Annotated in this window: 28 protein-coding genes; 4 read left to right on the top strand and 24 right to left on the bottom strand. The window is 66.7% G+C overall.

What is annotated here, in order from left to right; genetic code table 11:
- Positions 1-13: 13 nt before the first annotated feature.
- The gene (locus tag ACAM42_RS20630) at positions 14-400 is read right to left on the bottom strand and encodes a VOC family protein (RefSeq protein WP_307693193.1); all 387 of its coding nucleotides are present in this window, start codon (positions 398-400) and stop codon (positions 14-16) included.
- Positions 401-553: 153 nt separating this feature from the next.
- Entirely contained in the window at positions 554-1,255 is a 702-nt protein-coding gene (locus tag ACAM42_RS20625; protein ID WP_369629205.1) for a phytanoyl-CoA dioxygenase family protein, read from the bottom strand.
- 123 nt (positions 1,256-1,378) lie between these two features.
- On the opposite strand from ACAM42_RS20625, the gene ACAM42_RS20620 reads away from it, so the two are divergent.
- From ACAM42_RS20620 to ACAM42_RS20610, 3 genes are all read left to right on the top strand, one after another.
- The gene (locus ACAM42_RS20620) at positions 1,379-1,888 is read left to right on the top strand and encodes a hypothetical protein (RefSeq protein ID WP_369629204.1); all 510 of its coding nucleotides are present in this window, start codon (positions 1,379-1,381) and stop codon (positions 1,886-1,888) included.
- A gap of 68 nt (positions 1,889-1,956) precedes the next feature.
- The gene (locus tag ACAM42_RS20615; protein WP_369629203.1) at positions 1,957-3,429 is read left to right on the top strand and encodes an ankyrin repeat domain-containing protein; all 1,473 of its coding nucleotides are present in this window, start codon (positions 1,957-1,959) and stop codon (positions 3,427-3,429) included.
- Positions 3,430-3,509: 80 nt separating this feature from the next.
- Positions 3,510-3,941, top strand: a complete 432-nt coding sequence (locus tag ACAM42_RS20610; protein WP_369629202.1) for a VOC family protein — start codon at positions 3,510-3,512, stop codon at positions 3,939-3,941.
- A gap of 36 nt (positions 3,942-3,977) precedes the next feature.
- Here ACAM42_RS20610 and ACAM42_RS20605 read toward each other — a convergent pair whose 3' ends face one another.
- From ACAM42_RS20605 to ACAM42_RS20530, 16 genes are all read right to left on the bottom strand, one after another.
- Positions 3,978-4,169, bottom strand: a complete 192-nt coding sequence (locus ACAM42_RS20605; RefSeq protein ID WP_369629201.1) for a hypothetical protein — start codon at positions 4,167-4,169, stop codon at positions 3,978-3,980.
- Between the two features lie 102 nt (positions 4,170-4,271).
- Positions 4,272-4,694: a GNAT family N-acetyltransferase gene (locus tag ACAM42_RS20600; protein WP_369629200.1), complete on the bottom strand. Its 423-nt coding sequence runs from the start codon at positions 4,692-4,694 to the stop codon at positions 4,272-4,274.
- Between the two features lie 77 nt (positions 4,695-4,771).
- Positions 4,772-7,285: a TonB-dependent siderophore receptor gene (locus ACAM42_RS20595; RefSeq protein WP_369629199.1), complete on the bottom strand. Its 2,514-nt coding sequence runs from the start codon at positions 7,283-7,285 to the stop codon at positions 4,772-4,774.
- Positions 7,286-7,415: 130 nt separating this feature from the next.
- Positions 7,416-8,405 (bottom strand): FecR domain-containing protein, encoded by a 990-nt coding sequence (locus ACAM42_RS20590; protein WP_369629198.1) that lies wholly within the window; start codon positions 8,403-8,405, stop codon positions 7,416-7,418.
- A gap of 2 nt (positions 8,406-8,407) precedes the next feature.
- Positions 8,408-8,932, bottom strand: coding sequence for a sigma-70 family RNA polymerase sigma factor (locus ACAM42_RS20585; protein WP_369629197.1), 525 nt, complete (start codon positions 8,930-8,932; stop codon positions 8,408-8,410).
- Positions 8,933-9,107: 175 nt separating this feature from the next.
- Entirely contained in the window at positions 9,108-9,668 is a 561-nt protein-coding gene (locus ACAM42_RS20580) for a hypothetical protein (protein ID WP_369629196.1), read from the bottom strand.
- A 21-nt stretch (positions 9,669-9,689) separates the two neighbouring features.
- Positions 9,690-9,899, bottom strand: a complete 210-nt coding sequence (locus ACAM42_RS20575; protein WP_369629195.1) for a DUF4287 domain-containing protein — start codon at positions 9,897-9,899, stop codon at positions 9,690-9,692.
- Between the two features lie 55 nt (positions 9,900-9,954).
- Positions 9,955-10,371, bottom strand: coding sequence for a VOC family protein (locus ACAM42_RS20570; protein WP_369629194.1), 417 nt, complete (start codon positions 10,369-10,371; stop codon positions 9,955-9,957).
- A gap of 122 nt (positions 10,372-10,493) precedes the next feature.
- Positions 10,494-11,072 (bottom strand): DUF1629 domain-containing protein, encoded by a 579-nt coding sequence (locus tag ACAM42_RS20565; RefSeq protein WP_369629193.1) that lies wholly within the window; start codon positions 11,070-11,072, stop codon positions 10,494-10,496.
- Between the two features lie 78 nt (positions 11,073-11,150).
- Complete coding sequence (locus ACAM42_RS20560) at positions 11,151-11,471, bottom strand: hypothetical protein (RefSeq protein WP_369629192.1); 321 nt, start codon at positions 11,469-11,471, stop codon at positions 11,151-11,153.
- A 622-nt stretch (positions 11,472-12,093) separates the two neighbouring features.
- Positions 12,094-12,411, bottom strand: coding sequence for a hypothetical protein (locus ACAM42_RS20555; protein ID WP_369629191.1), 318 nt, complete (start codon positions 12,409-12,411; stop codon positions 12,094-12,096).
- Positions 12,412-12,542: 131 nt separating this feature from the next.
- Positions 12,543-12,791, bottom strand: coding sequence for a DUF1272 domain-containing protein (locus tag ACAM42_RS20550; RefSeq protein WP_369629190.1), 249 nt, complete (start codon positions 12,789-12,791; stop codon positions 12,543-12,545).
- Between the two features lie 66 nt (positions 12,792-12,857).
- The gene (locus ACAM42_RS20545) at positions 12,858-13,391 is read right to left on the bottom strand and encodes a GNAT family N-acetyltransferase (protein ID WP_369629189.1); all 534 of its coding nucleotides are present in this window, start codon (positions 13,389-13,391) and stop codon (positions 12,858-12,860) included.
- Between the two features lie 25 nt (positions 13,392-13,416).
- Positions 13,417-13,737, bottom strand: a complete 321-nt coding sequence (locus tag ACAM42_RS20540; protein WP_369629188.1) for a hypothetical protein — start codon at positions 13,735-13,737, stop codon at positions 13,417-13,419.
- A gap of 4 nt (positions 13,738-13,741) precedes the next feature.
- Positions 13,742-14,269, bottom strand: a complete 528-nt coding sequence (locus ACAM42_RS20535) for an AAA family ATPase (protein WP_369629187.1) — start codon at positions 14,267-14,269, stop codon at positions 13,742-13,744.
- Between the two features lie 77 nt (positions 14,270-14,346).
- Positions 14,347-14,841, bottom strand: a complete 495-nt coding sequence (locus tag ACAM42_RS20530) for an Lrp/AsnC family transcriptional regulator (protein WP_174250212.1) — start codon at positions 14,839-14,841, stop codon at positions 14,347-14,349.
- Between the two features lie 65 nt (positions 14,842-14,906).
- Here ACAM42_RS20530 and ilvB point away from each other — a divergent pair, with 65 nt between their 5' ends.
- A complete protein-coding gene (gene ilvB / locus ACAM42_RS20525) occupies positions 14,907-16,697 on the top strand; it encodes a biosynthetic-type acetolactate synthase large subunit (RefSeq protein ID WP_369629186.1) in 1,791 nt (596 codons plus the stop codon).
- Between the two features lie 25 nt (positions 16,698-16,722).
- Here ilvB and ACAM42_RS20520 read toward each other — a convergent pair whose 3' ends face one another.
- From ACAM42_RS20520 to ACAM42_RS20495, 6 genes are read right to left on the bottom strand one after another with little or no spacing between them, the layout of a single operon-like run.
- Positions 16,723-18,444: a hypothetical protein gene (locus tag ACAM42_RS20520; protein ID WP_369629185.1), complete on the bottom strand. Its 1,722-nt coding sequence runs from the start codon at positions 18,442-18,444 to the stop codon at positions 16,723-16,725.
- 23 nt (positions 18,445-18,467) lie between these two features.
- Positions 18,468-19,106, bottom strand: coding sequence for an FMN-binding negative transcriptional regulator (locus ACAM42_RS20515; protein WP_369629184.1), 639 nt, complete (start codon positions 19,104-19,106; stop codon positions 18,468-18,470).
- Positions 19,107-19,116: 10 nt separating this feature from the next.
- The gene (locus ACAM42_RS20510; protein WP_369629183.1) at positions 19,117-20,106 is read right to left on the bottom strand and encodes an alpha/beta hydrolase fold domain-containing protein; all 990 of its coding nucleotides are present in this window, start codon (positions 20,104-20,106) and stop codon (positions 19,117-19,119) included.
- A complete protein-coding gene (locus ACAM42_RS20505; RefSeq protein ID WP_369629182.1) occupies positions 20,103-21,764 on the bottom strand; it encodes an ABC transporter ATP-binding protein in 1,662 nt (553 codons plus the stop codon). The genes ACAM42_RS20510 and ACAM42_RS20505 overlap by 4 nt, the downstream gene beginning before the upstream one ends.
- Positions 21,761-22,576, bottom strand: a complete 816-nt coding sequence (locus ACAM42_RS20500; RefSeq protein WP_369629181.1) for an ABC transporter permease — start codon at positions 22,574-22,576, stop codon at positions 21,761-21,763. The genes ACAM42_RS20505 and ACAM42_RS20500 overlap by 4 nt, the downstream gene beginning before the upstream one ends.
- Positions 22,573-23,517 carry an ABC transporter permease gene (locus tag ACAM42_RS20495; RefSeq protein ID WP_062473187.1) on the bottom strand — a complete coding sequence of 315 codons (945 nt, stop codon included), beginning with the start codon at positions 23,515-23,517 and terminating at the stop codon, positions 22,573-22,575. Before ACAM42_RS20495 ends, ACAM42_RS20500 begins: the two co-directional genes overlap by 4 nt.
- Between the last annotated feature and the right edge of the window lie 10 nt (positions 23,518-23,527).

Raw genomic sequence — 23,527 nt, 5'->3', positions numbered from 1 at the left:
CACGGCGAGCCAGCTACGTCGGCGCAAGGTCCTCGTGGATGCACAGAAAGTTGCCTTCCGTGTCCTTGAACCACGCCGCCTTTTCCGAACCGAGCACGCAGACATGGTCGACCGTCTTCAGGTCGGGAAAGTCGTAGTCCTCGAACACCACGCCGGCGCGCTTGAGCTTGTCGATGCTGGCGGCGATGTCCGGCACCTGGAAGCTGATCGCCGTGTGGTCGGCCTTGGTGCCCTCGGGTTTGGGGAACAGCGCCAGCGTGCTGCCGCCCACCGTGTAGACGAACTTGCCGTCGGGCCGCAAGCCACCCGCCTTCAGGCCCAGGCAGCCCTCGTAGAAAGCACGCGCGCGGTCCATGTCCTTCACGGGAAGCATGGTCGTGACAGACGAATCGGACAGCATGGTGGGTCCTTTCGCACAGTTCGGCGCAGCGGGTGCCGCTTGGCGGCATGGCCTTGGCTGGCCGGGTGGTGGTCAGCTTACGCCTGAGGCGGGCGCGATGCCAGTGCGGTGGGTAACCTGTTTGGTGATGCGAGGCGCTGTCGTGCACTCGCTTCAGGTGTTCAGGAAGCAGCGCGTCGTCGCCATCATCCGCACGTTCTTCGTCGAGTTGACGGAGGGCGTGTGCAAGAGGCGCAGGTCCATCAGGAAGACATCGCCTGCGCGCCCTGACATCTCGACGAGGCCGATGCCCAGTGGGTGAAGGCTTTGCGCCAGGTCACCGGTCGTCTTCAGAAGCTGCCTTAGCTCGGAGGCCGCAACCCGCCCCGGTGTGCCGACGCGATGCGATCCGGCCAACGCCAGCGTCGCGCCGCCGCCGGGCGCCACGTCGTCGATCAGGAAGAAGGCCTGGATTCCCGGCAGCGGATCTTGCGGTCGGGTCGAGACGTCGACATGCCAGTTCAAACCTGTGAGGGTCGAGGCGCCTTGAAGGGGCGGCGACAGCAGCAGCTGCGTGTCCTGGATGGCGGTTGGAGCGCGCCCGCCCAGGCGGGTGACGCAGTCGATCAGCGTCGGCGTCACCAGCGCTTCGTGCACGCCGGGCACCTTGACGAGCACCGACAGCTTGCCGATCTGCTGGAAGACGGGGAGTTTTTGCAGCGCGCCGGGCAGGCTCTTGCCACCGGACAAGGCTTTCAGGCGCTTGATCTCGTCGAGCAGTTTCTGCCGCAGGCCCGCGATCTGCTTTTGCGGATGGAAGCCTTCCAACCGCACATAGCCCTTGTCGGTGAAGAAGTCGGCGTGAGAGGGAGTCATGGCTTGAAGTGGCCGCGCAGTCCGCCAATGAACGTCGCGCGGCGTGGAAGCAAGAATATAAGAGCGGTCGGACAGGGCGGGCATGGCTAACATCGGCCGAAAGCAGATCAAGGAGGACGCAGGATGACGGTGGTGGCAGAGACTTTGCGGATGGCGACGCTGCAGCAGCTCGGCGCGTCCGCGCCCTTGGTGCAATTGGCGATGGGCGAGTGCCTCCATGAAGTGTTCCGCACGGTCTGCCTGGGGCCGCCGTTCCTTGCGTACCACGGCGCCCGCGCACCCGACGGGCCGCCATGGGTTCCGCTGTGGGATCGCGGCAGCCGGGTCACGGGCCTGCGCGCACATCCGGATGGCCCGGAGTTCGTCGAGTTCAGCGTGGAAGACCCTCGCGCGTTCGAGCGGATCGCGTTGACCGAGCAAGGCTTCTGGGTGACCCGGTTCGACGCACTCTATGAAAACGATGTGCCCGAGGATGCTCTGCAAGAGGCCGCGCGGCGCGTCGGGTTCCGGTACCTGGACCAGCACCTGGCCGCGCGGGAAGAGGCCGAGGAGCGACTGAACACCTTCAGCGATCACCGCTTGTGGCTGCAAGGCCTGGTGGCGAGCATCGATCAGCAGGCCGCCGGGGCCTGATCGCCGTGTTCGCACGACGCCCCTTTCTTCATTGGTGCAGGGCCCTCGCAACAGGTCTCGTGCTCCACATGGCCGCACACCCGGCGAAGGCCGAGCCCGCGCGCGACACGACGTCCGCGCAAGCGCAGATCCCGTTCTTCGATGCCGTGGAGCGCGGTCGCCTGCGCGAGGTCGAGGAATTTCTTGCGCAGGGCTTTGGTGCCAACGATGTGCAGGGCTACGGTTTCAATGTGGGCGACTCGCCGCTGATGAAGGCCGCGCAGCAAGGCAACGCGCAGATGGTGAAGTTCCTGCTGCGTCGCCATGCCGATGTGAACCACCGCAACGCCAACGACGGCGAGACGGCGCTGCTGCGCGCAGCCAAGTTCGCGGGCTCCGGCGGCATCAGCGACACGCACGCCATCGACTTCCGCCAGACCCTGGCGCTGCTGCTGAAGGCGGGCGCGAACCCCGACACGCCCGATCGCAACGGCGGCCTTCCGTTGTTCTTCGCGCCCACGACCTGGGTCATTCAGGCGCTGCTGGCCGCCGGTGCCGACCCCAACGCCGCGAGCTCGCACCCGCCGTTGATCGAGCACGCGCACGACCCGGCGCGCGTGCGGCTGCTGCTGGCCGCCGGCGCGCGGCCGGATGTGCGAGATGCGCAGGGCGTGTCGGCACTGGCGGTGGCGGCGGAGAAGAGCAACCTGGCAAGCGTCCGGCAGCTCCTGGCGGTCATGTCGCCGGACGCGGTGAGGGGCGCCGATGCCGATGGGCACAACGCGCTCGATGCGGCAGCCAGTGGCGGCGATGCGGGGATCGTTCGCCTGCTGCTGGCGCAGGGCCTGCCGGCGACCGAGCGCGCCGTGCGTGCGGCGGCGACGCAGGGGCATCTGCAGGCAGCCCGCCTGCTGCACCGGGCCATGGACCCGCCGCAGTGGCCGTCCCTCGAAGCGAATGCGCCGGCCGAGGCGCGGGTCTACCTGCTGATCCTGCTGCAGAAGCCGCAAGAAGCGTTGGCCGCCTACCGCGCCTTCGAGGCGGTCGCTTGCGGACGCATGACGCCGTTGGCGTCGGCGGTCGATGCCGGCAACGTGGAGGCCGTGCGCGCCTTGCTGGCCCTGGGCGTCGATGTGAACCACCAGACCCCCGCGCCGCTGCGCAGCGAACTGGTGCCGCAGCCGCAGACCTCGTCGGGGCTGCCTCGCCTTGTCCATGTGCTGCCGCCTCCTTGCAACGACGCTTCGCTCGCGCCGCAGGCGGGTTCGTCGACGTTGCCACAGGCCACGCAGCCTGTCGGCCGGTTGCCGTTCGCACCCGCGTCCGGCACTGAAAGCGCCTTGCCGCCAGCGGGGTTCTGGACGGACAACGCCCTGATGCGCGCGGTGGCGCGCGACCACCTCGAGATCGCGCGGCTGCTGGTGGCCGTGGGTGCCGATCCGGCGCTGCGAAGCCACTACGCGCCGCATACTTCGGCGCAAGAATGGCTGCAGACGCGCCCGCCATCGCATGGCGCGTCGCTGGCCGCATGGAAGAAATTGCTGAAGCTGAGTCGGCCCTGAGATGCAAACCCTGTCGCTCGATATCCGAGGTTGGCTTTGGTAGATTCCGCCACTCCGACCTCCACCGACAGGAGCGCTTCATGAGTACACAAAAAGAATTGCATCGCGGCCGCCTGATCGACCACATCGGACTGGTCGTTCGCGATCTGGCGGCCAGCAAGGCCTTCTACAGCGCCGTCTTCGAGGCGCTGAAGATCCCGATGGGCGGCTCCGACGCGCGCAACTTCTGGGCCGACGAACTGTTCGTGTCGACGCGCGACAGCGACGAAGTGCAGGGCGCGCTGACTGGACGCCATCACATCGCGTTCCAGGCGCAAGACCGGGCCATGGTGGATGCCTTCTACAAGGCTGCGTTGGTGCACGGCGGGCGGGACAACGGCCCGCCAGGTGAGCGCCCCTACCACCCGGGCTACTACGCGGCGTTCGTGCTGGACCCGGATGGCAACAACATCGAGGCCGTGTTTCATGGCAAGGCCGATCGCAGTGCGGCTTCGGTGCGGATCAGGTTCTGATCCGTTCGAGGTACGTCGTGAAGGCGAGGGCGGTCGTCAGGCCCAGGGGTACTTTCCCTGCAGCGACGCCAGCTCGTCCTTTTCTGCCTGCGTGAGCAGGGCGCCGAGCCGCAGCTTTTGCTTGAGGCTGCGCAAGCGTTTCAGGTCGTGTCGGAGCCAGAAAATCGTGCCGCCCAGCAGGACCAGGAGGCCGATGGCACCCCCTACGAAGTTCAGCTTCTCACTCATGCGTGACGCGTCCAGCGTTCGCCCGTACCCACGCAGTCGCTTCGGGGTTACTCATCATCAGGAGGCGTTCGTTGTGTCTCTCGCATCGGGGCCATGCACTGATCAAAGAGCCTGCCCGGAGCCAGAACGAGCCTTTTTGAACAGCACTGTCATTTCTTCGCTCGGGCTGCGATAGCCGCATGCCTCGAAGAATCGCTTCGCATTGCCCAGCGCCTTGACGTAGACAGGGACACCAGGAAACTCCGCTTCAACGGCGCTCAGTAGCGCCCGACCGATGCCCGAGCCCTGGGCGTCCGGGTGGACAACCAGTTCACCGAGCATCGTCGTGAATGCCCCGTCGCTGAAGGCTGAGACATAGCCGAGAAGCGCGCCGCTGCCTGCACGTGCGTGGACGACGAGCGGGTAGGCCCGATGGGAAAGTTCGAACGAAGCTTCGTCGTACCCGCTGCCCCAACCGACCGACGCCATCAGATGGCCAAACTCCTGCCAGGTGACGGTTCGTTCGTTCGAAATCGTGTAGTTCATGCCGAGGCGATTTTCCGCGCTTTGGCAGCGAGAGAACGAAAAAGGGCCGTGCCACCCACGTGCCCCTTCTCCACAACTCACAGCTTCGGCGTGTACTTCACAGTGAACAGCACATTGCGCGGATCGCCGTAGTTGTTGTTCCCGTTGGCCTCGCTGTAGGCCGGGATGTAGTAGCGCTTGTCGAAGATGTTGTTGATGTTGACGGCGAGCGCCACCTCCGGCGTCAGCTGGTAGGCCAGACGCGCGCTCCACACGGCGAAGCCGGGCACCTTGTACGTGCGGTCGTAGCCCAGCGTGTGGCTCTGGATGCTGAAGCCGCCGCCCACGCTGAGCCGGCTCCAGTCGCCGGGCAACTGGTAGTTGGTCCACACGCGCAGCATGTGCTTGGGCGTCCACTGGCTGAAGATCTTGCCCTTGTTGTCCGGGTCTTCGAGGAACTTAGTGGTGTTGTAGGTGTAGCCCGCCGTGAGCTGCAGCCGCGGCGCGACCTCGCCGCTGACCTCGGCCTCGAAGCCCTGGCTGCGCACCTTGCCCCACGACTTGGAGCAATACCAGCCGTCGCAGGCAAAGCCGCCGTCGCGGTCGGTCACGGCGCGGTTGGTGTGGTTGTAGCGGAACACGGCCAGCGAGGTGTTCAGGCGGCCGTCCATCAGCTCGCCCTTCAGGCCCACCTCGTAGTTGCTGCCGATGATGGGCTTGAGCCCGTCGCCCGAGACGGTGCGCTCGGTCTGCGGCTCGAACACGTCGGTGTAGCTCGCGTAGGCCGACCATTGCTTGTTGAGCGCGAACACGAGGCCGACGTACGGTGTCACTTCGCCCGACGTGCTGACGGTGCTCGTGAAGCCCGCGGACTGGCTCGAGTAGAGGTAGTCGTACCAGCTCAGGCGCGCGCCGACGATGGCCGTGAGCGGCTCGGCCAACTGGGCCCGCCAGCTGCCGTAGATGCCCTTTTGCCGCACGTCGTAGTGCGTGTGGCTCTTACCGCCGCCCGCCGCCATGATGGTGTCGTAGTTCTGCGCCGGGCGGTTGTGGTCGATGGCGAAGATGTTGCCGCCGCCGCTGAACCGGCGCGCATACCGGTCGGTCGACTCGAACTTCGAGTAGTTGGCGCCGATGGTCAGGTCGTGCTGCATCGACAGCGCGTCGAAGCGACCGCGCAGGTAGACGTCGAAGCCGAGCTTGCGCGAATCGAAGCGGGTGTCCCAGTCGGCGAAGTTCAGCCCGCTGCCGTCGGCCGCGACGTCGCCGTGCATGCGCTGGTGCTGCGCGCTGTTCTTCTCGTTCATGCCGAGCGCGGAGAACTTCAGCTTCCACTTGTCGTTGAAGCGGTGCTCGGCGTCGACATACACCGTGGTCTGCTCGATGTCGCTGTGGTTCCACAGGGCGCCCGTGAAAACGGAGCGCGGCAGGCCGATGTCGGTGCCGTCCGGGTAGCGCGGAAAACCGCGCAGCATCGGACGCCCCTTGGCGTGCGAGTGGCTCACCCCGAAGCCGACGGTGGTGTCGGGCGAGATGTCGTAGTCGATGGCGCCGTAGAGCGAGCGCGTCTTGCGCCACACGTAGTCGGTGAACGAGTGGCTGCGGTCTTCGTCGACCACCACGCGGCCGCGCAGCGTGCCTTCGGCATTGAGCGGACCGCCGGCGTCGAGCTGCGCGCCGTAGTGGTCCCACGAGCCTGCCTTGCCGGTGAGCGTGAGCGTCTTCTCGGGCTGGCCGCGCTTGCGCACGAGGTTGATCGCGCCGCCCGGGCTGCCGGTGCCTTGCAACAGGCCCGAGGCGCCGCGCAGCACTTCCACGCGGTCGAAGAACACCGTGTCTTCGGTGGCCCAGTTGCCCAGCGAGTACATGTTGCGCGGCACGGGCACGCCGTCGTACTGCCAGGCGTCGATCTGGAAGCCGCGCGACGTGAGGACCATGCCCGGCCCCACGCCCTTGACGCCCACCACGCCCGTGACGTTGTTGACCGCATCGCGCAGGTCGACGAGGCCCTGGTCGTCCATGCGCTGGCGCGTGATCACGCTGACCGACTGGGGAATGTCCTTGAGCGCCTGCTCGCCCTTGCCGAGGGTCAGCGCGCGCGCCGTGTACGAGCGCGTGCCTTCGGTGGTGGCGCTGCGTTCGGCCTCGGCCGTGACGGTGACCGGTGCGAGCGTGGTGCTGCCGTCGGCGCCGGTGTCTGCAGGGCTGCCGATGCTCGAGCGGCGCAGCGCATACGAGCCGCCCGCGCCGCCCGCCGCCTCGAGGCCCGAGCCGGCCAGCAGCCGCGCGAAGCCTTCGCCCACGGCGTGCTGGCCCTGCAGGCCGGGCGAGCGCTTGCCCTGCGCGAGCGCGGGTGGAATCGTGATGCTCACGCCGGCGGAGGCGGCAAAGCTCGACAGTGCCTCGTCGAGCGGGCCGGGTGCAATGTTGTAGGCCTTGCGCGCCTCGGTCTGCGCGGCCGGTGCGTTGGGCACACCCGGCGTCTGCGCGGCGACGGTCCCGGCGGCGGCGCACGCCATGGCGAACAACGCGCCATGCACGGCGAGCGACAGTGCATGCAACGGCAACGAAACGGCGTCGGAATCAAGGGGGGACGGTCGGCGACGGGCCATGGATTTCTCTCTCTCCTGCAAGGGGTGTGAAGTTGCTGTTCCTCAAGGCTTCACACGCGAGGAAAGAAAAGGGGACAGGCCGCGACAGAAAAAATCGCAGCGGCCGAAATCGCCGCCGGCACCTGGTGCCTCAACCGCCCGGCGCCACCACCGTGACCCAGTAGCGCGTTCTAAAGAGCACATCCACTGGCAAGGCCTGCGGCAGGCTGTCGAGCACCGGGCCCGTGTCGCGCAGCTGGAACACGCCCGACACGCGCAGGTCGGCCACGGCCGGATCGCAGCGCAGCACCCCGGGCCGGTAGCGGCCCAGTTCGGCGAGGAAGTCGTGCAGCCGCATGTTCCTGGCGCGCAGGACACCGCGCGACCAATCGTCGGCATCGGCATCTGCCGCCGTGATCTCGCTGATGGCCGTCGAAGAGAACATGGCCTGCTCGCCGGCACGCACCACCGTCGCCAGGCTGCGTGCGCTGTCGGGGCGAATCTCGACCGCGCCGTCGAGCACCGTCAGATGGCTGCGATCGCCTTCGTGCTGCCGGACCACGAAGCGCGTGCCCAGCGCACGCAGACGCCCCTGCGCGGTCTCGACGATGAAAGGGCGGTAGGAGGCGTCGGAGGAGGGCACGGCATCGGGTGCCGTCTCGATGAGTATTTCGCCCGCATGCAGCCGCACCACGCGCTGCGTCGCGCCATAGGCCACATCGATCGCGGTCGCGGTGTTGAGCTGGATGCGCGTGCCGTCGGCCAGACGCAGTTCGCGGCGTTCGCCAGTGGCGGTGCGGTGGTCGGCCAGCCATTCGCGCGCCGGTGATGCGCGCCACGCCAGCCAGCCGGCAGGCGCTGCGGTCAGCAGCACGGCGAGTGCCTTGACGGCTGTGCGGCGGTCGCTTCGCACCGCGCGGCCCAGCACCGGCATCGACAGCGCGCCCGGCAGCCTGCCGAACTTGCCACTGACTTGCTCTGCGCGCTGCCAGGCCGCTTCGTGCGCGGGGTCGGCCGCCCGCCAGCGCGTCCATTGCGTGCGATCGGCCGCCGTGGCCTCGCCCGACTGCAGCAGGACGAACCATTGCGCTGCCTGCAGGGCGACGGCCTTGTCGACCCCGACCGCCATCGTGCGTTGCACCGTCACGCGACCAGCAGGATGCAACGGGCCATGGCCTCGGCCATGTAGCGCTTGACCGTGCGCTCGCTCACGCCCAGCTTCGCGGCGATCTCCGCATAGCCCAGCCCTTCGAGCTGCGCCATCAGGAAGGCCTGGCGCACCGGCGGCGCCAAGCCGTCGAGCATCGCGTCGATCTCCTGCAGGGTTTCGAGAATGATCGCCTGCTGCTCGGGCGAGGGCGCCATCGGCTCGGGCAATGCGCTCAAGGCCTCGAGGTAGGCCTGCTCCAGCGAACGCCGTCGGTACAGGTTGGCCAGCAGCCGCTTGGCAACCACCGTCAGGTAGGCGCGCGGCTCCCTCAATTGCCAGTCGCACTGCTTCTCGGGCGTGTGGTCTGGCGCGGTGAGGATGCGTAGGAAGGTGTCTTGTGCCAGGTCTGCCGCATCGAAAGCATTGCCGAGCTTCCTGCGCAACCAGCCCTGCAGCCACCCGTGGTGCTCGCTATAGAGGGTGTGGATGTGCGGGTGCAGAGCGGGATCGGCGGCCATGGCGGACGTAGTGCGGTGGCCAGGCCATCCAAATAAGAATTATTCTCATTGTATGGCGAATGTGCACCAATGGCTACGTTCGGGGCTGCTGTACCAGTGGGAGCTCGTTGCCGGCGGGGATTTGCTTCGACACGTTCGACCGGCAAGCTCATTGCGGAACAAGCGTCCGTGCTGTTCAGTGAAGGGCGCCCGCAAGGCGCTCGAAGTGGCGCTGGTAGACATTCGCGTAGTTGTTGCCGACCTGGCAGCACGTGATGTCTCGGTAGCTCACCAGGGATGGGCTGCCTGCCCAGTTGCCGGCCCCCGTGAAATGCTCGATCTGCAGCGAATCGCCTTCGGTCTGAACAACTCGCCCGATCAAGAACTCGCTGATTTCACCGGCCTCGCATTCCACGATCATCAGCGCGTGACGCAAGGTCAGCTGCGCAATCAACGTGCGCCAACTGCGCACGTCAAACTCGAAGCCAAAGGGAACCTGCTGCCCCAAGCCTTCTTCGAAGATCAGCTGCTTCTGGAGGCAGTGAGTGGCCGTCAATTCCACCTGCGTGATGTCTTCCGTTCGAAGCGCCATCAAGCCGTCCAACCGGAAGTCGTAGACGTACTGAATCAGGATCAGTTCCGACGAGACCGCCAGCACGAAGCCTTGGATCTGCGAATCGTCGATGCCCGTCCGATAGATCGAGACGAGATCACGGCCCTCCAAGTGCTGTTCGAGCTGCTGCTTCTGGGGTGTCATCGAGGAGCGGCAGGGCCGGTGCTACTTTTTCGCAAGAAACGCTGCAACCAACGCATTCGCATGCCCATGACCCATCTGGTGCTGCGTCTTGAGCTGGCTCACGAGCTCCATGTGCTTCAGGGGACCCGCAGCCTGAAGAAGGTCCATCCAATGCGCGATCGGCTGGCCGTAGGTCTTCTCGATGGAGGGGAAGTACGAGGCGGGTCCTTTTACCTTGGCGGTCTCGGTCATGGGCGGTTCTTTCGCGGGTGAAGAGTGAGGTTCGTGAAAGGGAGCGAGGCCATTCTTACAGCTGCCAGCTCCTGTTGCTGGCATTGGGCTGGATCAGGTCCCACATGTTCCCGCACAGGTCCTTGAACACCGCCACGACCCCGTGCGGCTGCTCCTCCGGCAGGCGGACGAACTCGACGCCTGCGGCCTTGTACTTTTCGTAGTCTCGCCAGAAGTCGTCCGTGTACAGGAACAGGAACACACGGCCGCCGGCCTGGTCGCCGATGGCGCGTTGCTGTTCTGGCGCCGACGCTTGCGCCAGGAGAAGGCAGGCCCCTTGTCCGCCCTGCGGCTTGACCACGACCCATCGCTTTCCTTGCCCGGGCACGGGGGTGTCTTCGACGGGTTCGAAGCCCAGCGTGCCGACGAAGAATTCGAGCGCCTTGTCGTAGTCGGGGACCACCAAGGAGACGAGGCCGAGTGATTGGTGCATGGGGTGTGGTCGGAGAAATCAGGGGCGGTAAGGTGAGAAGTCGTTCATGCTTGAGACGGAGGCTGAACCGGTGCAAAGCAGATGCTTGCGCAGAAATCAGTGTTAGTCACTGATACGCCTCATCAACTTGTGAAGGCTGCGGGATCTACGAATTTCACGCCAACGAGTTCTCGTTCAAATTCTTGCGACAGTTCATCTTGCACCGCAATCTGGCCAATTTGCGGCAGGTATGCGAGCGACGTAGAGGTCAATGCATCGGGTTTGAGAACGAGCTTCGTCACCTCCCTCATCAAGCCATGCTTAAGTAGTCGCGGATCAAATTCTGAATGAGCCAAATCGATCGCCGCGTCCTCCACCGTCAAGACATTGAGAGCAAAAAACTCACCCATCAGAATCTTCTTGCGATAGGTAATCTCTAGGGGAAGAAACTCGCATTGGCACTGATGCGCTTCCAAGAGGAGCGCAAACCGCCGTGAGACGATCCAAAAGGGGACCGTCATGATGAAGTCGGTCAGCCCCGCAGGGCTTTCCCGATCATCTCGAAGGGTGACCCTCATCCGCCCCCAATTCGGTTCGCAAAGCTGCCCCTCATTGAGTCCAACGTTCAAGTCGTCAAATAGCCTAGTCAGATCCGCTTGATGAGGAACCGCTTCCGGTGCAGGGATGCCGCGCCGAAGATTGATGGTCAGCAGCTTTGTCATGTAGATATTTAGTGTCTGCTTGGCCGTCTTCAGCCGTGCGGGCTTCCCAACGAATCGCTTGAGCTCAACGCGTTGGTGCTATTCATACCCGCGCTTCTGAATGGTTGCCTCTGCAACTGACTTCGGTGTAGCGATCACGGGGGCACTGTCCGCGATACGCTTCTTCTCGCTGCCCGTGAGAGTAGAACCCTTGAGCGACTCGGCCCGAGCGAGCAAAGCAGAGATGCCGGGGTTGTGCAGCAACACCAAGCCTTCTGGATTCGGCCTTGCTGCCAGTTCGGCATGCGACCCGGTGTCTCCGACTTTCAAAATGAGGGCCTGCGACATGGTTAATCCAACATGTGAGATGGTGAGAGCGACTACCACGACGAGGCGAAGCGGAATGTTTTGAGGGTTCATGGTCTCAACGTCTTCTCCTAGCTGAAAGCGGACGACTATGCCACCTCGGTGCCGCTCCTCATAAGGGACTCCAAGAGGAAGAGTGCCTCTTCGGAGTTGAGAGCCCTAGAGCGATGCGCCGTGCTGCGCACGCTGCGACCGGTGGCACGGTGTGTGAGCCTTACGCAGCTTGTTGTGTGAAAGATCATGCAGCTGTTCACTGCGAACTCACGTCTGAAATATGCGGTGGAGATGCCTCCTGGCTCAAGGGAAAAATCTCCCGGTGAGACGGCCCTTATCAGCCGAGCCGATACGCCCTGCGGACAGCCCGCTTGCACCTCATTTCGCAGGCGCTGGCCGGTTTCAGGAGACACCCGATCGCAGATCTTCAAGACGACGCTAGCAAGGTCGCCTGCTGCTGTGGCCTGTTCCTCATCGACGATCTCTATGGATTCCAAGTCGATTCCAACCTGGTGACACGCGCGAAGAACCTCTGCCGTCCAGCGGCCGCTGTGCGTGTTGGCTGAGTGAACCAACAGGTACGTTTCAGGCAATCGAATCCGATAAGGCATGCTGCAATATAGAGCGCTTCTACCCAAATTCTGAAGCTTCGATGAAAGTCCACCGTTGGCCGCAGCCCAGCCTATTCAGGCTGCGGGAGGACAAGATTATTGAGTGCTTCTTGAAGACTCCATTGCCGCCATCCAGGCTGCGCAATCGAACCATCAGAGCGCAGTGGAGAAAGATTGAACCCTTCTTCTACATCCTCGAAGTACATGGCGACGCTGCGGTGCATCGCGACAACAAAGACGCTCTCGAATTCACCGGAGCGCTCGATAGCCGCGAGACGAAATGGAATGCGGTACTGCGCAAAAATCTCCCGCTCCGTCAGCGTGCACTCTGAGAGTTGGAGTTCCACCAAGGCCTCAAGCTCTCTGGCAGAAATCGGTGACCATTCCATGATTTCTCCCGAGCGAACTTGGATGGAAGGACTTTGTCTGAACAGTTGCGCAGAGCCTCGCGACGTAGCCATCAAGGTCCGCTCTTCTTGGCCACTAGCAGTCGTCGATGGGACGAATCTGGCGAGGCCTTTCACGATGCCGCCGCGCACCCCTCAGGCTTGAACACCCGCGTGGTCGATGCCGGAAACTTTGCAAGTTTGGCCGCCGGCCGCGACGGGCGCGGCACCAACTCTCCGCCGCAGTTCGGGCATGTGCCCGCCATGCGTTGGTTCGCGCAATCAATGCAGAACGTGCACTCGAAAGAACAGATGCGGGCATCGGCCGAATCCGGCGGCAAGTCTCGGTCGCAGCATTCACACCCGGGGCGCATTTGGAGCATGGCGAAACCTCAGAGAGCGTTTTGTCAGTTGAGCTTAAACGAAGGCAAGGCGGCCGATGGCGGAATTCAGTTCGTCGAGCCAACGGGCCCGAGTGCAAGGCTCATCGGCTGCACCATCAGATGCGAGTGTTCCCGCAGCGGCTCCAACGCACCATCGGGTCGGAAGCCGCACGCCATGTACAGGCGCATCGCGGGCGTGTCTGCGACAGTGACCCCCAGGCCGACGCGCTTCATCCCTGCACGCGCTGCCCAGGAAACCGCTTCTTCAAGCAAGGCGGGACCGGCCCCGATGCCTCGTGAGGCGGGGTCGACCCACATCTGAAACAGATGAGCGACAGTCGGTTCATCGCCGGACACCTTGCACCAGATCAGGCCGCAGGCGTCGGTGCGGTTGAACGCGAAAAGCACACGGTCTTTCCCCGACGAAGTCGCCGCAGCAATGCGAGCGGACCACATCGCATCGGTTCTCGTGGCCTCTGCCTCGTACGTGCTTCCGAAGGCGTCCGGCGAGTCGAGCAACGCCCGCAGACGCAGGTCTCGATAGGTCTTCCATTCATCGAGTTTGGCCGGTTGCACCGAGATCTCCGCGGTCGGATTCATGGACGATCGTTCATTCAAAAAAATACTAGCGATTGCCGCGACGCATGCGGTTCAAGCGGCTGCTCATGATCCAAGCAACCACCGGCCCGAGCACCATGCCAGCCAGGCAACTCCACACAACGACATGGCTCTTGAGCTCGAGCAGCCAGGTGAGCATCGGGTACTGCGCGGCCACGGCGTCCGGGAAGCTCCACCAATAGGAAGAACCGCGGCTGGCGCCCGTGCGATGCTTGGTGCCGTCGAGCCAGTACGCGGCCAACGGTGCAAGGCCCAGATACGCAAACATCGCCGCCCAGGGGCCGAGCACGATGGCGCCCAGGAAGGCGTCGATGAAACGGGAGCGCATCGATTTACCGCTCACGCATGCGCCGCCAGATCAGGTCCGCCGCCTCACTTGCGCTCACCAGCGCCGAGTCGATGACTAGGCGACTCGTATCCCAAGCCTCGTAGTCATGCCCAAGCACAGCCTCCCAGCTCGGCAACGCAAAGCCCGCCATGTCGGCTTCCCGGTGCTCCACCCGCCTGCGATGTTCAACGACGTCAGAGCACACGACCTCAACCTCTACCAGATGCAATGACGTCTCGGCCGCCACGGCCCGCCACGCCTCACGCGTGACCGACAGCGGGTTGACGCAATCAGCGACCACGGACATGCCGAGCGCAAGGTTGGACCGAGCCAGCGCGTAGGCCACGACGTAGCCCGCCGGGCCCACGTCGTCAGTGCGCCCGCTTGCGGTTTTCAGTGCGTGCTCGATGGCGTCGATGCGCAGGTACACCGACGGGGCGCGCGTCACGAGTTCGCGCGCGATGGTGGTCTTGCCTGTGCCGGGCAGTCCGCTCAGGACGATCAGGGTTCGATGTTCCGAAGTCGATCTCATGGAAGGGGATGGCGGCTGCGAAAGGCCGTTCGTCGGCGATCGTACCCACCATTCGTTCATGCGGGCCCGTCGATTCGTCAGATCAGCGGCACCGTCGCTTCCTTCAGCACCCGCAGCACGAAGTGCGACTTGCTGTGACGAATGCCGGGGATCTTGTAGAGCTTCTCGCGCAGCAGCCGCTCGTAGTCGCGCGTGTCGCGCACGGCGATGCGGATGTAGTAGTCGTAGTCGCCCGACACGAGGTAGGCCTCCTGGATCTCGGGAATGGTGGCGAGGGTGCGGCCGAAGTCGTACAGGGTTTCGTCGGTGTGGCTCTCGAGGGTGACCTGCACGATGACCGAATCGTGGTACCCGAGCTTGGCCGGGTCGACGTCGACGGTGTAGCGCTTGATGACGCCCGATGCCTCGAGTTTCTTGATGCGCGTCCAGCAACTGGTGGGCGACAGGCCGACCTCGTTGCCGATCTCTTGCAGGGTCTTGCGCGAGTCGAGCAGCAGCACCCGCAGGATCGCCAGATCGGTCTTGTCGAAAGATCCTTCGTTGTCTGTCGATGTTTGGCGATTGGTTTTCATGTTTTGAGCTTAAACGGCCAAAAGAAAGAAGCAAATTCTGCCTCAAGAGCAGAAGAATTGACGGCATGCGACTGCTCGACCTTCCCCCCACATCCTCGCCCTCCCTCTCGCCGGCCATGCCCGAGACCCCACCCCGCGTGCGCAACGGCGCCGAAGCGCTGCTCGACACGCTGGTCGAGTGCGGCGTCGACACGATCTTCGGCTACCCCGGCGGCGCGGCGCTGCCGCTGTACGACGCGCTGCACGGCGAACCCCGGCTGCGCCATGTGCTGGTGCGCCACGAGCAGGCGGCGGTGCATGCGGCCGAGGGCTACGCGCGCAGCACGGGCCGCGTCGGCGTGGTGCTGGTCACCTCGGGACCGGGCGTAGGCAACACGATCACGGGGCTGCTGGACGCGATGAGCGATTCGGTGCCGGTGCTGTGCATCAGCGGGCAGGTGTCGACGGCGGTGATCGGCACGCAGGCTTTCCAGGAAAGCGATGCGCTGGGCATGTCGCGCCCGGTGACCAAGTGGAACCGTCAGGTGCGCGCGGCCGACGACGTGCCCGCGCTGGTGCGCCGCGCACTCGACATCGCCACCACCGGCCGCCCCGGCCCGGTGCTGCTCGACGTGCCGAAGGACATCCAGCTCATGCGCCTCACGCACGGCGCCGCACCGGCCCCGCTGCGTGCGCTGCGCACGGGCCGCGCGCCGCTGCCGCCGCGGGCGATGCTGCAGCGCGCCGCCGACCTGATCTCGACCGCGCGCCGGCCGGTGCTCTACGGCGGCGGCGGGCTCATCAACTCGGGGCCGGCGGCCTGCGAGGCGTTCACGCAGCTCGTGCATCGGCTGCACGCGCCGTGCACGCTCACGCTGATGGGGCTGGGCGCGTTCCCCGCGTCCGACCCGAAGTTCGTCGGCATGCTGGGCATGCACGGCATGCTCGAAGCCAACCTCGCAATGCACGAGGCCGACCTGGTGGTATGCGTGGGCGCGCGTTTCGACGACCGCGTGACGGGCAAGCTCGACGAGTTCTGTCCGCACGCCCGCAAGATCCACATCGACATCGACCCCGGCAGCATCAACAAGGTGGTGCACGTCGACGTGCCGATGGTGGGCGACTGCGGAGCCATCGTCGAAGCGCTGCTGGGGCTGCTGCCCGAAGCGTTTGCGCCCGAGCGGCTGGCGCCGTGGTGGGCGCGCATCGAGCGCTGGCGCGCCGAAGACTGCCTGGCCTTCACGCCGTCGACCGAAGAGATCCTGCCGCAGCACCTCATGTCATCGCTGCAGCGGGCCATCGCGGGCCGCGGTGCGATCGTCTCGACCGATGTGGGCCAGCACCAGATGTGGGCCGCGCAGTACCTGCGCTTCGACAGCCCGCGCCACTGGCTCACCTCGGGCGGCGCCGGCACCATGGGCTACGGGCTGCCCGCGGCCATCGGCGCGCAGATCGGCCACCCCGACGCGCTCACGGTGTGCGTGAGCGGCGACGCCTCGGTGCTGATGAACATCCAGGAGCTGTCGACTGCCATGCAGCATCGCACCCCGGTGAAGCTGGTGCTGAGCAACAACGGCTACATGGGCATGGTGCGCCAGTGGCAGGAGCTGAACCACGGCAACCGCCTGAGCCACAGCTGGAACGAGGCGCTGCCTGATTTCGTGGCGCTGGCGAAGGCCTTCGGCTGGGGGGCGCGGCGCGTGTCCGATCCGGCGGAGCTGGAAGAGGCGCTGGCCGAATGCCTGGAGAGCGAAGGGCCGTTCTTTCTCGACGTGCAGGTGGCGGCGCAGGAGAACTGCTTCCCGATGATGCCGTCGGGGTGCGGGCACCACCGGGTGATGCTGGCGAAGGACCGGTGGTACGAAGAAGAAAGCTGAGGGCCGGTCCTCGCACTCGCTCACATCACGAGTGCCCGTCCACCCGCATCTGGAACAGGAAGTAGGGCGGAATGCACGCCCCGCGTCCTTCGGGCTGGCCTTCGGCCTGCGCGCAGATGTAGTCCTCGCGGCAAGGCTGTTGCGCCGAGCAGCTGCGCAGGTTGCCGGGCCGCGTGTGCTTGCTCAAACAATCGCCGAAGGGTTGCTTGGCGGCCAGGCACTGGTTGAAGTCGCTGAGGATGGCGATGCCGCCGCAGGTGCCGTTCGGGTCTTTCGGATCGCAGCGGCCCGAGCACATGCCGCCGGGGAAGCCGACCGAGGTCTTCTCGCACACGGAGTCTTCGCCTTCGCAGGTCGTGGCGGCGGTGCGCGGCAGCTTCTGCGCGCGGTCGCGCCACGGGTCGGCCGAGGCGGTGATGCGCGTGGGCTCGCAGCTGGCGCCGACGGTGGCTTTCTCCGGCAATGCGTTCGCATCGTCCGGCGAGGCCAGCGGGCGGAACGGGTCGGGCACGGGCGTCGTCAGCGCGGCCTTCACATAGCGTTCGCGCCGCGCCAGTTCATCCTGCAAATGCGGCGAGTGCGGCAGCGCGAGCGCGTTGCCGGTCGTGAAGGTGCGCGAGGCGCCGCGCCGGTCCACGCCCAGCAGGTGAAAGCCCGCGACCGCGCGGCTCTGGTGGCAGCCCGCGCAGCTCAGGTCGTCGAGTCGGCGCAGCACGGCCTGCGGTGACTGCAGCGTGCGGCTGCCGGGCACGGGCTGCCAGTCGCCGGGCGCGAACAGTTGCTCAAAGGGGCGGTTCGCCAGGCGCTCGAGGCCGCGCGGGGCGACGGAGACCGACTCGGTCGCCAGGAAGCGATCGGGGATGCGCACGGTGGCGCTGTCGAGCGCGCGCAGCGTGTCGGGCTGCTGCAGCCATTGCAGCAGCGCCTTGCGCAGCGGGGCATCGGCCTTGAGCTTCGCGACGTCGGGCGTGTTCTCGAGCGGACCCGCGTCGAAGCGCTGCGTGCCCGCGTTCCAGCGGAAGGCGCGCAGCAGGTATTCGGCATGGCCGCCGAGGTCGGGCCGCACGGCCGAGGGCCAGCGCACGCTCTGCAGGTTGGTCGTCACCTGCGCGATGCGGGCCTGCGCGAGCCGCGGCGGCGCGAGCGGGCCGTCGGCCGACACGAGCCAGCGGCCGAGGGCCTCATCTTTCATCGACGCCTGCGGTGGTTGCCAGCGCCGCGCGGCGCTGGCGCAACTGCCGTCGGCATCGGGCGCATCGCCGCGCAGCTCGACGGCGACGGTCATCGGCAGGCGCGACTGCATCGCGGCCGACCGGTAGGCCAGGCGGTACACGAGCCGCGTCTCGCCGCAGGCGCCGGGCTGGAAGGGGCGGCGGTCCATGCGGTTGGCCACGCCGACCAGTTCGAAGAAAGCGTCGGGGCTGGCGAGCCAGCGTGCGTCGAAGATCCGGTGCGGGTAGCGCGCAATGCCGACGCCGGCCTGCGGGTCGCGGCGTTGCAGGGCGGCGAGGCTGGTCTTCAGCGGGTCGGCGATCGATTGCCAGGCGGGCGAGCGTGCGAGCGCCTGGTTGGTGGCGATGCCGCTGGCGGCAGAGGGCACGTCGAACCAGCGGCCGAAACCGGCGCCGGCTTTCTCGGCGGCCTGCAGCGCGACGGGCGAGGTGACGAGCAGTACCGGGTCGGCTGCGTGGGCGAAGGAGGATGCGAGCGCGAGGCCGGCGGTCAGAAGGTGAAGGAGGCGTGGCACGCGGACGATTGTGCCGCCGCGAGTCAGCCCGCCACCGTCAACGCCATCTGCTGCCGCATGAGCCCGGCCACGGCCACGCCCTGCGGTTCGCCCAGCCGCTCCAGCGCGTCAATCACGCCCTTGCGGTCGTCTTCCGACCGGTCCTGGTTGAGCTTGAACTTGCCTTCGAGCACGCGCACGGGAATCTCGACCGCGGCGATCATGTCCAGGCGCGGCGCCACGAAGTCGAAAGGCATGGCGTCGAAGTCCCAGTTGCCGCCCAGCGGCGTGTCGTACAGCGCGACGGTGCGGCGCAGCACGGCATGGATGGCCATGCGCTCCTCGATCACGCGGGGCGTGCCGCGCGCGTGGATCGCGGTGTAGTTCCAGGTCGGGAAGGTGTTCTGCTTCACGTACCAGCTGGGCGTGACGAAGGCATGCGGCCCCTGGAAGATGGCGAGCACTTCGGCGCCCGCACGCAATTCGTCGAACTGCGGGTTCTTCTTCGACAGGTGCGTGGTGAGCAGGCCGGGGCCATCGTCCTGCGCATCGAGCAGAAAGGGCAGGTGCGTGGCGCTGGCGCCCGACGGGCCGACGGTGATGAGCGTGCCGAAGCTCCAGGCGCGGATGCCGGCGTGCAGCGTCGCGAGGTCGTCTTCGATGTACGGCTTGGGCGTGTACATGGCGAGGGCTTCAGCGCGCGGCCAGCGCGTGCATCCAGCGGGCGGCGTCGTCGAAGGCGCGGCCCGCCACGTCGGCGATGGACACGGCCTCCAGAAAGCCGTGGATCGTGCCGGGGTAGAGCACATCGGTCACGGCCACGCCGGCCTCACGCAGCCGCGCGGCCATGAGCACGCTGTCGTCGTGCAGCGGGTCGCACTCGGTGATCGCCAGGCACGCGGGTGGCAGGCCCTCGAGCCGCGCCGTGAGGCTGGCCAGGCGCGGGTCGCGAAAGTCTTCGGGCCGGCGCAGGTACAGGCCGTAGAACCACACCATCATGTGCAGCGACAGGCCGTACTCGCCCGCGCCGTAGCGCACCACCGACTCGCGGTACAGCTCGGTGCTGTAGGCGCCGTAGTTCAGTAGCATGCCCAGGGGCAGCGGCTCGCCCGCGTCGCGCAGCACGAGGCAGGCACCCACCGACAGGTTGGCGCCCGCCGAGTCGCCGCCGATGAAGAGCTGCGCGGGATCGATGTCGAGCGTGCCCGCATTCGCCGCGAGCCAGCGCAGCACGTCGACGCACTCGTCGTGCGGCTGCGGAAACTGCGCCTCGGGCGCCCGCGTGTAGTCGATGCCGATGACGGCGATGCCCGCGCGGCCCGCGTACTCGCGCATCACGCGGTCGTGGGTGTCAAGGCTGAACAGCACGAAGCCGCCGCCGTGGATGTAGACCAGCGCGCCTTGCAGCGATCGGTTCTTCGGGTAGTGCACGCGGATGCGCACGTTGCCGTGGCGCGTGGGCACCTGCTGTTCGACCGTGCGCGCCATCGCGGGGCCGCCTTCGGTCCACGGGGCGCGCACCTTCTCGGCGTTGGCGCGGCCTTCGGCGATCGGGATGGTGTGGCGCTTCGGGTAGCGGCCGCCCTCTGCCGCCATGAGGCGCATGAACTCGACGATCTGCGGATCGAGCGGGGGCGGGGCGGTGGGGTTCAGCCAGGTGGCGGGCAAAGGAGCGGCGGTCACGCAAACACTTTCTCGGGAGGGCAGGAGACAGAATCGGCCAGCGACGCGAGCGGCCGTGGCGTGGCGGCCAGCAGCGCCTGCGTGTAGGCATGGCTCGGCTGGTCGAACACGGCGTCGCGCGGGCCTTGCTCGACGATGCGGCCGCGCTCCATCACGACCACGCGGTCGGCGATCTGCTCGACGGCCGCGAGGTCGTGGCTGATGAACAGGCACGCAAAGCCGTGGTGCGCCTGCAGGCTTTGAAAGAGCCGCAGCACCTGCGCCTGGATGGTCATGTCGAGCGCGGACACGGGCTCGTCGGCCACCACGAAGGCGGGCCGGCGCACCAGCGCGCGCGCAATCGCCACGCGCTGGCGCTGGCCGCCCGAGAGCTCGTGCGGGTAGCGCGCGCCCAGGCCGTCCAGGCCCACTTCGTCGAGCGTCTCGTGCACGCGCTTCACGCGCGCGGCGGCATCGAGCGCGGGCAGGTGGCGCAGCGGCTCGGCCACGATCTCCTGCACACGCATGCGCGGGTCGAGCGACGAGAACGGGTCCTGGAACACCAGCTGGCAGGCGAGCCGGAAGCGGTGCAGCGCGGCGCGGTCGGCGCTGCGCACGTCGTCGCCGCGAAACAGGATCTGCCCCGCGTGCGACGGCGCCAGCCGCAGGATGGCGCGGCCCAGCGTGGTCTTGCCCGAGCCGCTGCCGCCCACCAGCGCGACCATCTCGCCGGGGTGGATGTCCAGGTCGAGCTGGTCGATGACCTGCACCGGCGCATGGCGCTTGAAGAAGCCGGCGCGCGGGCCGGGGTAGCTCACGCACAGGCCGCGCACCCGCACCAGCGGCTGCTGCGGCGCCGCCGGGGCCGGCTTCGCGGCCTGGCGGCGCGGCAGGGCGTCGACCAGCTTGCGGGTGTAGGGCTGCTTCGGGTCGACGAGGATGGCGGGCACGTCGCCCGTCTCCACGAGCTTGCCTTTCTCCAGCACGATGGCGCGCTGCGCATAGCGCCCGACCAGCCCGAGGTTGTGCGTGATGAGCAGCACGGCTGTGCCCTGGTCTTTCGCGAGGCCGACCATGAGGTCGAGCACTTCGCGCTGGCTCAGGGTGTCCAGCGCGGTGGTGGGCTCGTCGGCGATCAGCAGGCGCGGTTGGAGCAGCATCACGCTGGCCAGCATGATGCGTTGGCGCATGCCGCCCGAGAACTCGTGCGGGTAGGCGTGCAGGCAGCGCTCGGGGTCGGCGATCTGCACGCGGCGCAGCATGTCGAGGCAGCGCGCGCGAATCTCGGCAGCCGACAGCTTCGTGTGCATGCGCAGGCCCTCGGCCATCTGCTCGCCGATGCGGTGCACCGGGTTGAGCGAGACCATCGGTTCCTGGAACACCATGCCGATGCCGGGCCCGCGGATGGGGCGCATGGCTTTCACGTCCCGCGTGCTCAGGTCTTCGCCGTCGAACACGATCTGCCCGCCGCTTTGCGCGATGCCGGGCGGCAGCAGCTGCAGGATGGCGCGCGCGGCCATGGTCTTGCCGCTGCCCGATTCGCCCACCACGGCAAGGAACTCGCCGGGGCGCACGTCGAACGAGAGGTCGTGCACCAGCGTCTGGGCGCCGCCGTGCAGGTCGATCTTCAAGTGCCGTACGGAAAGCACGGGCGCTGCGGAAGAGGTGGGATGGGTCATGACTTCTCCGTGCGCGGGTCGAGCCGGTCGCGCAGCGATTCGCCCAGGAGGTTGATGCCCAGCAGCGTGAGCGCGATGCACAGGCCCGGCACCAGGCACAGCCACACGGCCGAGGCCATGTAGGGGCGTGCGCTGGAGAGCATGTTGCCCCAGGTGGGGGCGGGCGGCGGCACGCCCAGACCGAGGAAGCTCAGGGCGCTTTCCGACAGCAGCACCCAGCCGAACATGCTGGTGGCCAGCACGGCGACGGGCGCCACGCAGTTGGGCAGGATGTGGCGCCACATGGTGTAGATCTCGCCGTTGCCGATCATGCGCGAGGCCTCGACGTACTCGCGCTCGCGCAGCGACAGCACGGTGCCGCGCACCACGCGCACCACCGAGGGCGCATACGCCATGCTCAGCGCGAGCACGATGCCCCACTGGTTGGCGCCCACGATCACCATCACGCCCAGCGCCAGCAGCAGGCCCGGAAAGGCCAGCAGCGTGTCGTTGAAGGCCATGAGCACGCGGTCGGTCCAGCCGCGCACGAAGCCGGCAAGCACGCCCACCACGAGGCCGACGGCGGTGGCCAGTGCCACCGTGAGCAGCGCGATGAGGCAGCTGGTGGAGGCCGCACGCATGGCACGGCTGGCCACGTCGCGCCCGAACTCGTCGGTGCCCAGCCAGTGCGCGGCCGAGGGCGGCTGCAGCTTGCCGCGCAGGTCGATGCCCTGCGGGTTGTAGGGCGTCCACAGCGCGGCCACCAGTGCCAGGACCAGCAGCACGCCGATGAGCACGCCGCCCACGAGGGTATGGGTCTTGATCTTTTTCACTGCACCGACACCCGGGGATCGAAGAGGGGATAGCACATGTCCACGATCAGGTTGATGACCACGTAGATGCAGGCCGTGAACAGCAGGCAGCCCTGCAGCACCGGGTAGTCGCGCGCGAAGATCGAATCGATCATCAGGCGGCCCAGGCCGGGCAGGGTGAACACCGTTTCGAGCACCGCGATGCCGCTCAGCAGATGGCCCAGGATGAGGCCGATCATGGTGAGCGTGGGGTTGAAGGCGTTGGGCAGCACGTGGCGGCGCAACACCTGCGACTCGGGCACGCCCTTGGCGCGCGCATGCGTCACGTACTCGAGCCGCAGCACCTCGATGGTGCTGGCGCGCGACATGCGCGTGAGCACGCCGGTCTCGACCAGCACCAGCGTGACGATCGGCAAGATGACGTACAGCAGGCCCTGCGAGAAGTCTTCCGACATGGGCACGTAGCCCACCACCGGCAGCCAGTGCAGGTACTGGCCGAAGAACATCAGCAGCAGCAGGCCGAGCCAGAAGCTCGGCACCGACAGCATCAGCGTGGCCGCGCCGATGATGGCGAGGTCGGTCGGCCGGTCCTTGCGCCAGGCGGCGACGAGGCCGGCGGGCACGGCGATCAGCGAGGCCAGCGCCACGGCGGTGAGCACGATCACGGCGCTCACATGAAAGCGCTCCCAGATCAGCGGCAGCACGGCCAGGCCGTTGGTGGTCGACACGCCCAGGTCGCCGGTGAGCGCGTGGCGCAGCCACACGACGTACTGGGTGACCAGGGGCTGGTCCAGCCCCATCTGCTGGCGGGCGAGTTCGAGCTGCGCGGGGTCGGCGCCTTCGCCGAGCATGAGCTGCACCGGGTCGCCCGGAATCAGCCGCATGAGCGTGAAGACGGCAATCGACACCAGCAGCAGCGTCGGGACCGTCATGGCGATCCGGCGCAAGAGGTAGGCAAGCATGGCGGCGGCG

The sequence above is a fragment of the Variovorax sp. V35 genome, from assembly GCF_041154465.1.
In the GTDB taxonomy this organism is placed as follows: Bacteria; Pseudomonadota; Gammaproteobacteria; order Burkholderiales; family Burkholderiaceae_C; genus Variovorax; species Variovorax boronicumulans.
Note: the sequence above shows the minus strand (reverse complement) of the source record. Positions and strands in the feature narration are given on the sequence as shown.

Excerpts from the sequence above, each read along its gene's own strand:
- ACAM42_RS20545 (WP_369629189.1), bottom strand. The coding sequence starts at position 13,391 with ATGAATCCGACCGCGGAGATCTCGGTGCAACCGGCCAAACTCGATGAA.
- ACAM42_RS20565 (WP_369629193.1), bottom strand. The coding sequence starts at position 11,072 with ATGACAAAGCTGCTGACCATCAATCTTCGGCGCGGCATCCCTGCACCG.
- ACAM42_RS20575 (WP_369629195.1), bottom strand. The coding sequence starts at position 9,899 with ATGACCGAGACCGCCAAGGTAAAAGGACCCGCCTCGTACTTCCCCTCC.
- ACAM42_RS20615 (WP_369629203.1), top strand. The coding sequence starts at position 1,957 with ATGGCCGCACACCCGGCGAAGGCCGAGCCCGCGCGCGACACGACGTCC.
- ACAM42_RS20600 (WP_369629200.1), bottom strand. The coding sequence starts at position 4,694 with ATGAACTACACGATTTCGAACGAACGAACCGTCACCTGGCAGGAGTTT.
- ACAM42_RS20580 (WP_369629196.1), bottom strand. The coding sequence starts at position 9,668 with ATGACACCCCAGAAGCAGCAGCTCGAACAGCACTTGGAGGGCCGTGAT.
- ACAM42_RS20605 (WP_369629201.1), bottom strand. The coding sequence starts at position 4,169 with ATGAGTGAGAAGCTGAACTTCGTAGGGGGTGCCATCGGCCTCCTGGTC.
- ACAM42_RS20560 (WP_369629192.1), bottom strand. The coding sequence starts at position 11,471 with ATGAACCCTCAAAACATTCCGCTTCGCCTCGTCGTGGTAGTCGCTCTC.
- ACAM42_RS20530 (WP_174250212.1), bottom strand. The coding sequence starts at position 14,841 with ATGAAAACCAATCGCCAAACATCGACAGACAACGAAGGATCTTTCGAC.
- ACAM42_RS20555 (WP_369629191.1), bottom strand. The coding sequence starts at position 12,411 with ATGGAATGGTCACCGATTTCTGCCAGAGAGCTTGAGGCCTTGGTGGAA.
- ACAM42_RS20535 (WP_369629187.1), bottom strand. The coding sequence starts at position 14,269 with ATGAGATCGACTTCGGAACATCGAACCCTGATCGTCCTGAGCGGACTG.
- ilvB (WP_369629186.1), top strand. The coding sequence starts at position 14,907 with ATGCGACTGCTCGACCTTCCCCCCACATCCTCGCCCTCCCTCTCGCCG.
- ACAM42_RS20625 (WP_369629205.1), bottom strand. The coding sequence starts at position 1,255 with ATGACTCCCTCTCACGCCGACTTCTTCACCGACAAGGGCTATGTGCGG.
- ACAM42_RS20495 (WP_062473187.1), bottom strand. The coding sequence starts at position 23,517 with ATGCTTGCCTACCTCTTGCGCCGGATCGCCATGACGGTCCCGACGCTG.
- ACAM42_RS20595 (WP_369629199.1), bottom strand. The coding sequence starts at position 7,285 with ATGGCCCGTCGCCGACCGTCCCCCCTTGATTCCGACGCCGTTTCGTTG.
- ACAM42_RS20505 (WP_369629182.1), bottom strand. The coding sequence starts at position 21,764 with ATGACCCATCCCACCTCTTCCGCAGCGCCCGTGCTTTCCGTACGGCAC.
- ACAM42_RS20550 (WP_369629190.1), bottom strand. The coding sequence starts at position 12,791 with ATGCTCCAAATGCGCCCCGGGTGTGAATGCTGCGACCGAGACTTGCCG.
- ACAM42_RS20630 (WP_307693193.1), bottom strand. The coding sequence starts at position 400 with ATGCTGTCCGATTCGTCTGTCACGACCATGCTTCCCGTGAAGGACATG.
- ACAM42_RS20515 (WP_369629184.1), bottom strand. The coding sequence starts at position 19,106 with ATGTACACGCCCAAGCCGTACATCGAAGACGACCTCGCGACGCTGCAC.
- ACAM42_RS20540 (WP_369629188.1), bottom strand. The coding sequence starts at position 13,737 with ATGCGCTCCCGTTTCATCGACGCCTTCCTGGGCGCCATCGTGCTCGGC.
- ACAM42_RS20570 (WP_369629194.1), bottom strand. The coding sequence starts at position 10,371 with ATGCACCAATCACTCGGCCTCGTCTCCTTGGTGGTCCCCGACTACGAC.
- ACAM42_RS20620 (WP_369629204.1), top strand. The coding sequence starts at position 1,379 with ATGACGGTGGTGGCAGAGACTTTGCGGATGGCGACGCTGCAGCAGCTC.
- ACAM42_RS20585 (WP_369629197.1), bottom strand. The coding sequence starts at position 8,932 with ATGGCCGCCGATCCCGCTCTGCACCCGCACATCCACACCCTCTATAGC.
- ACAM42_RS20610 (WP_369629202.1), top strand. The coding sequence starts at position 3,510 with ATGAGTACACAAAAAGAATTGCATCGCGGCCGCCTGATCGACCACATC.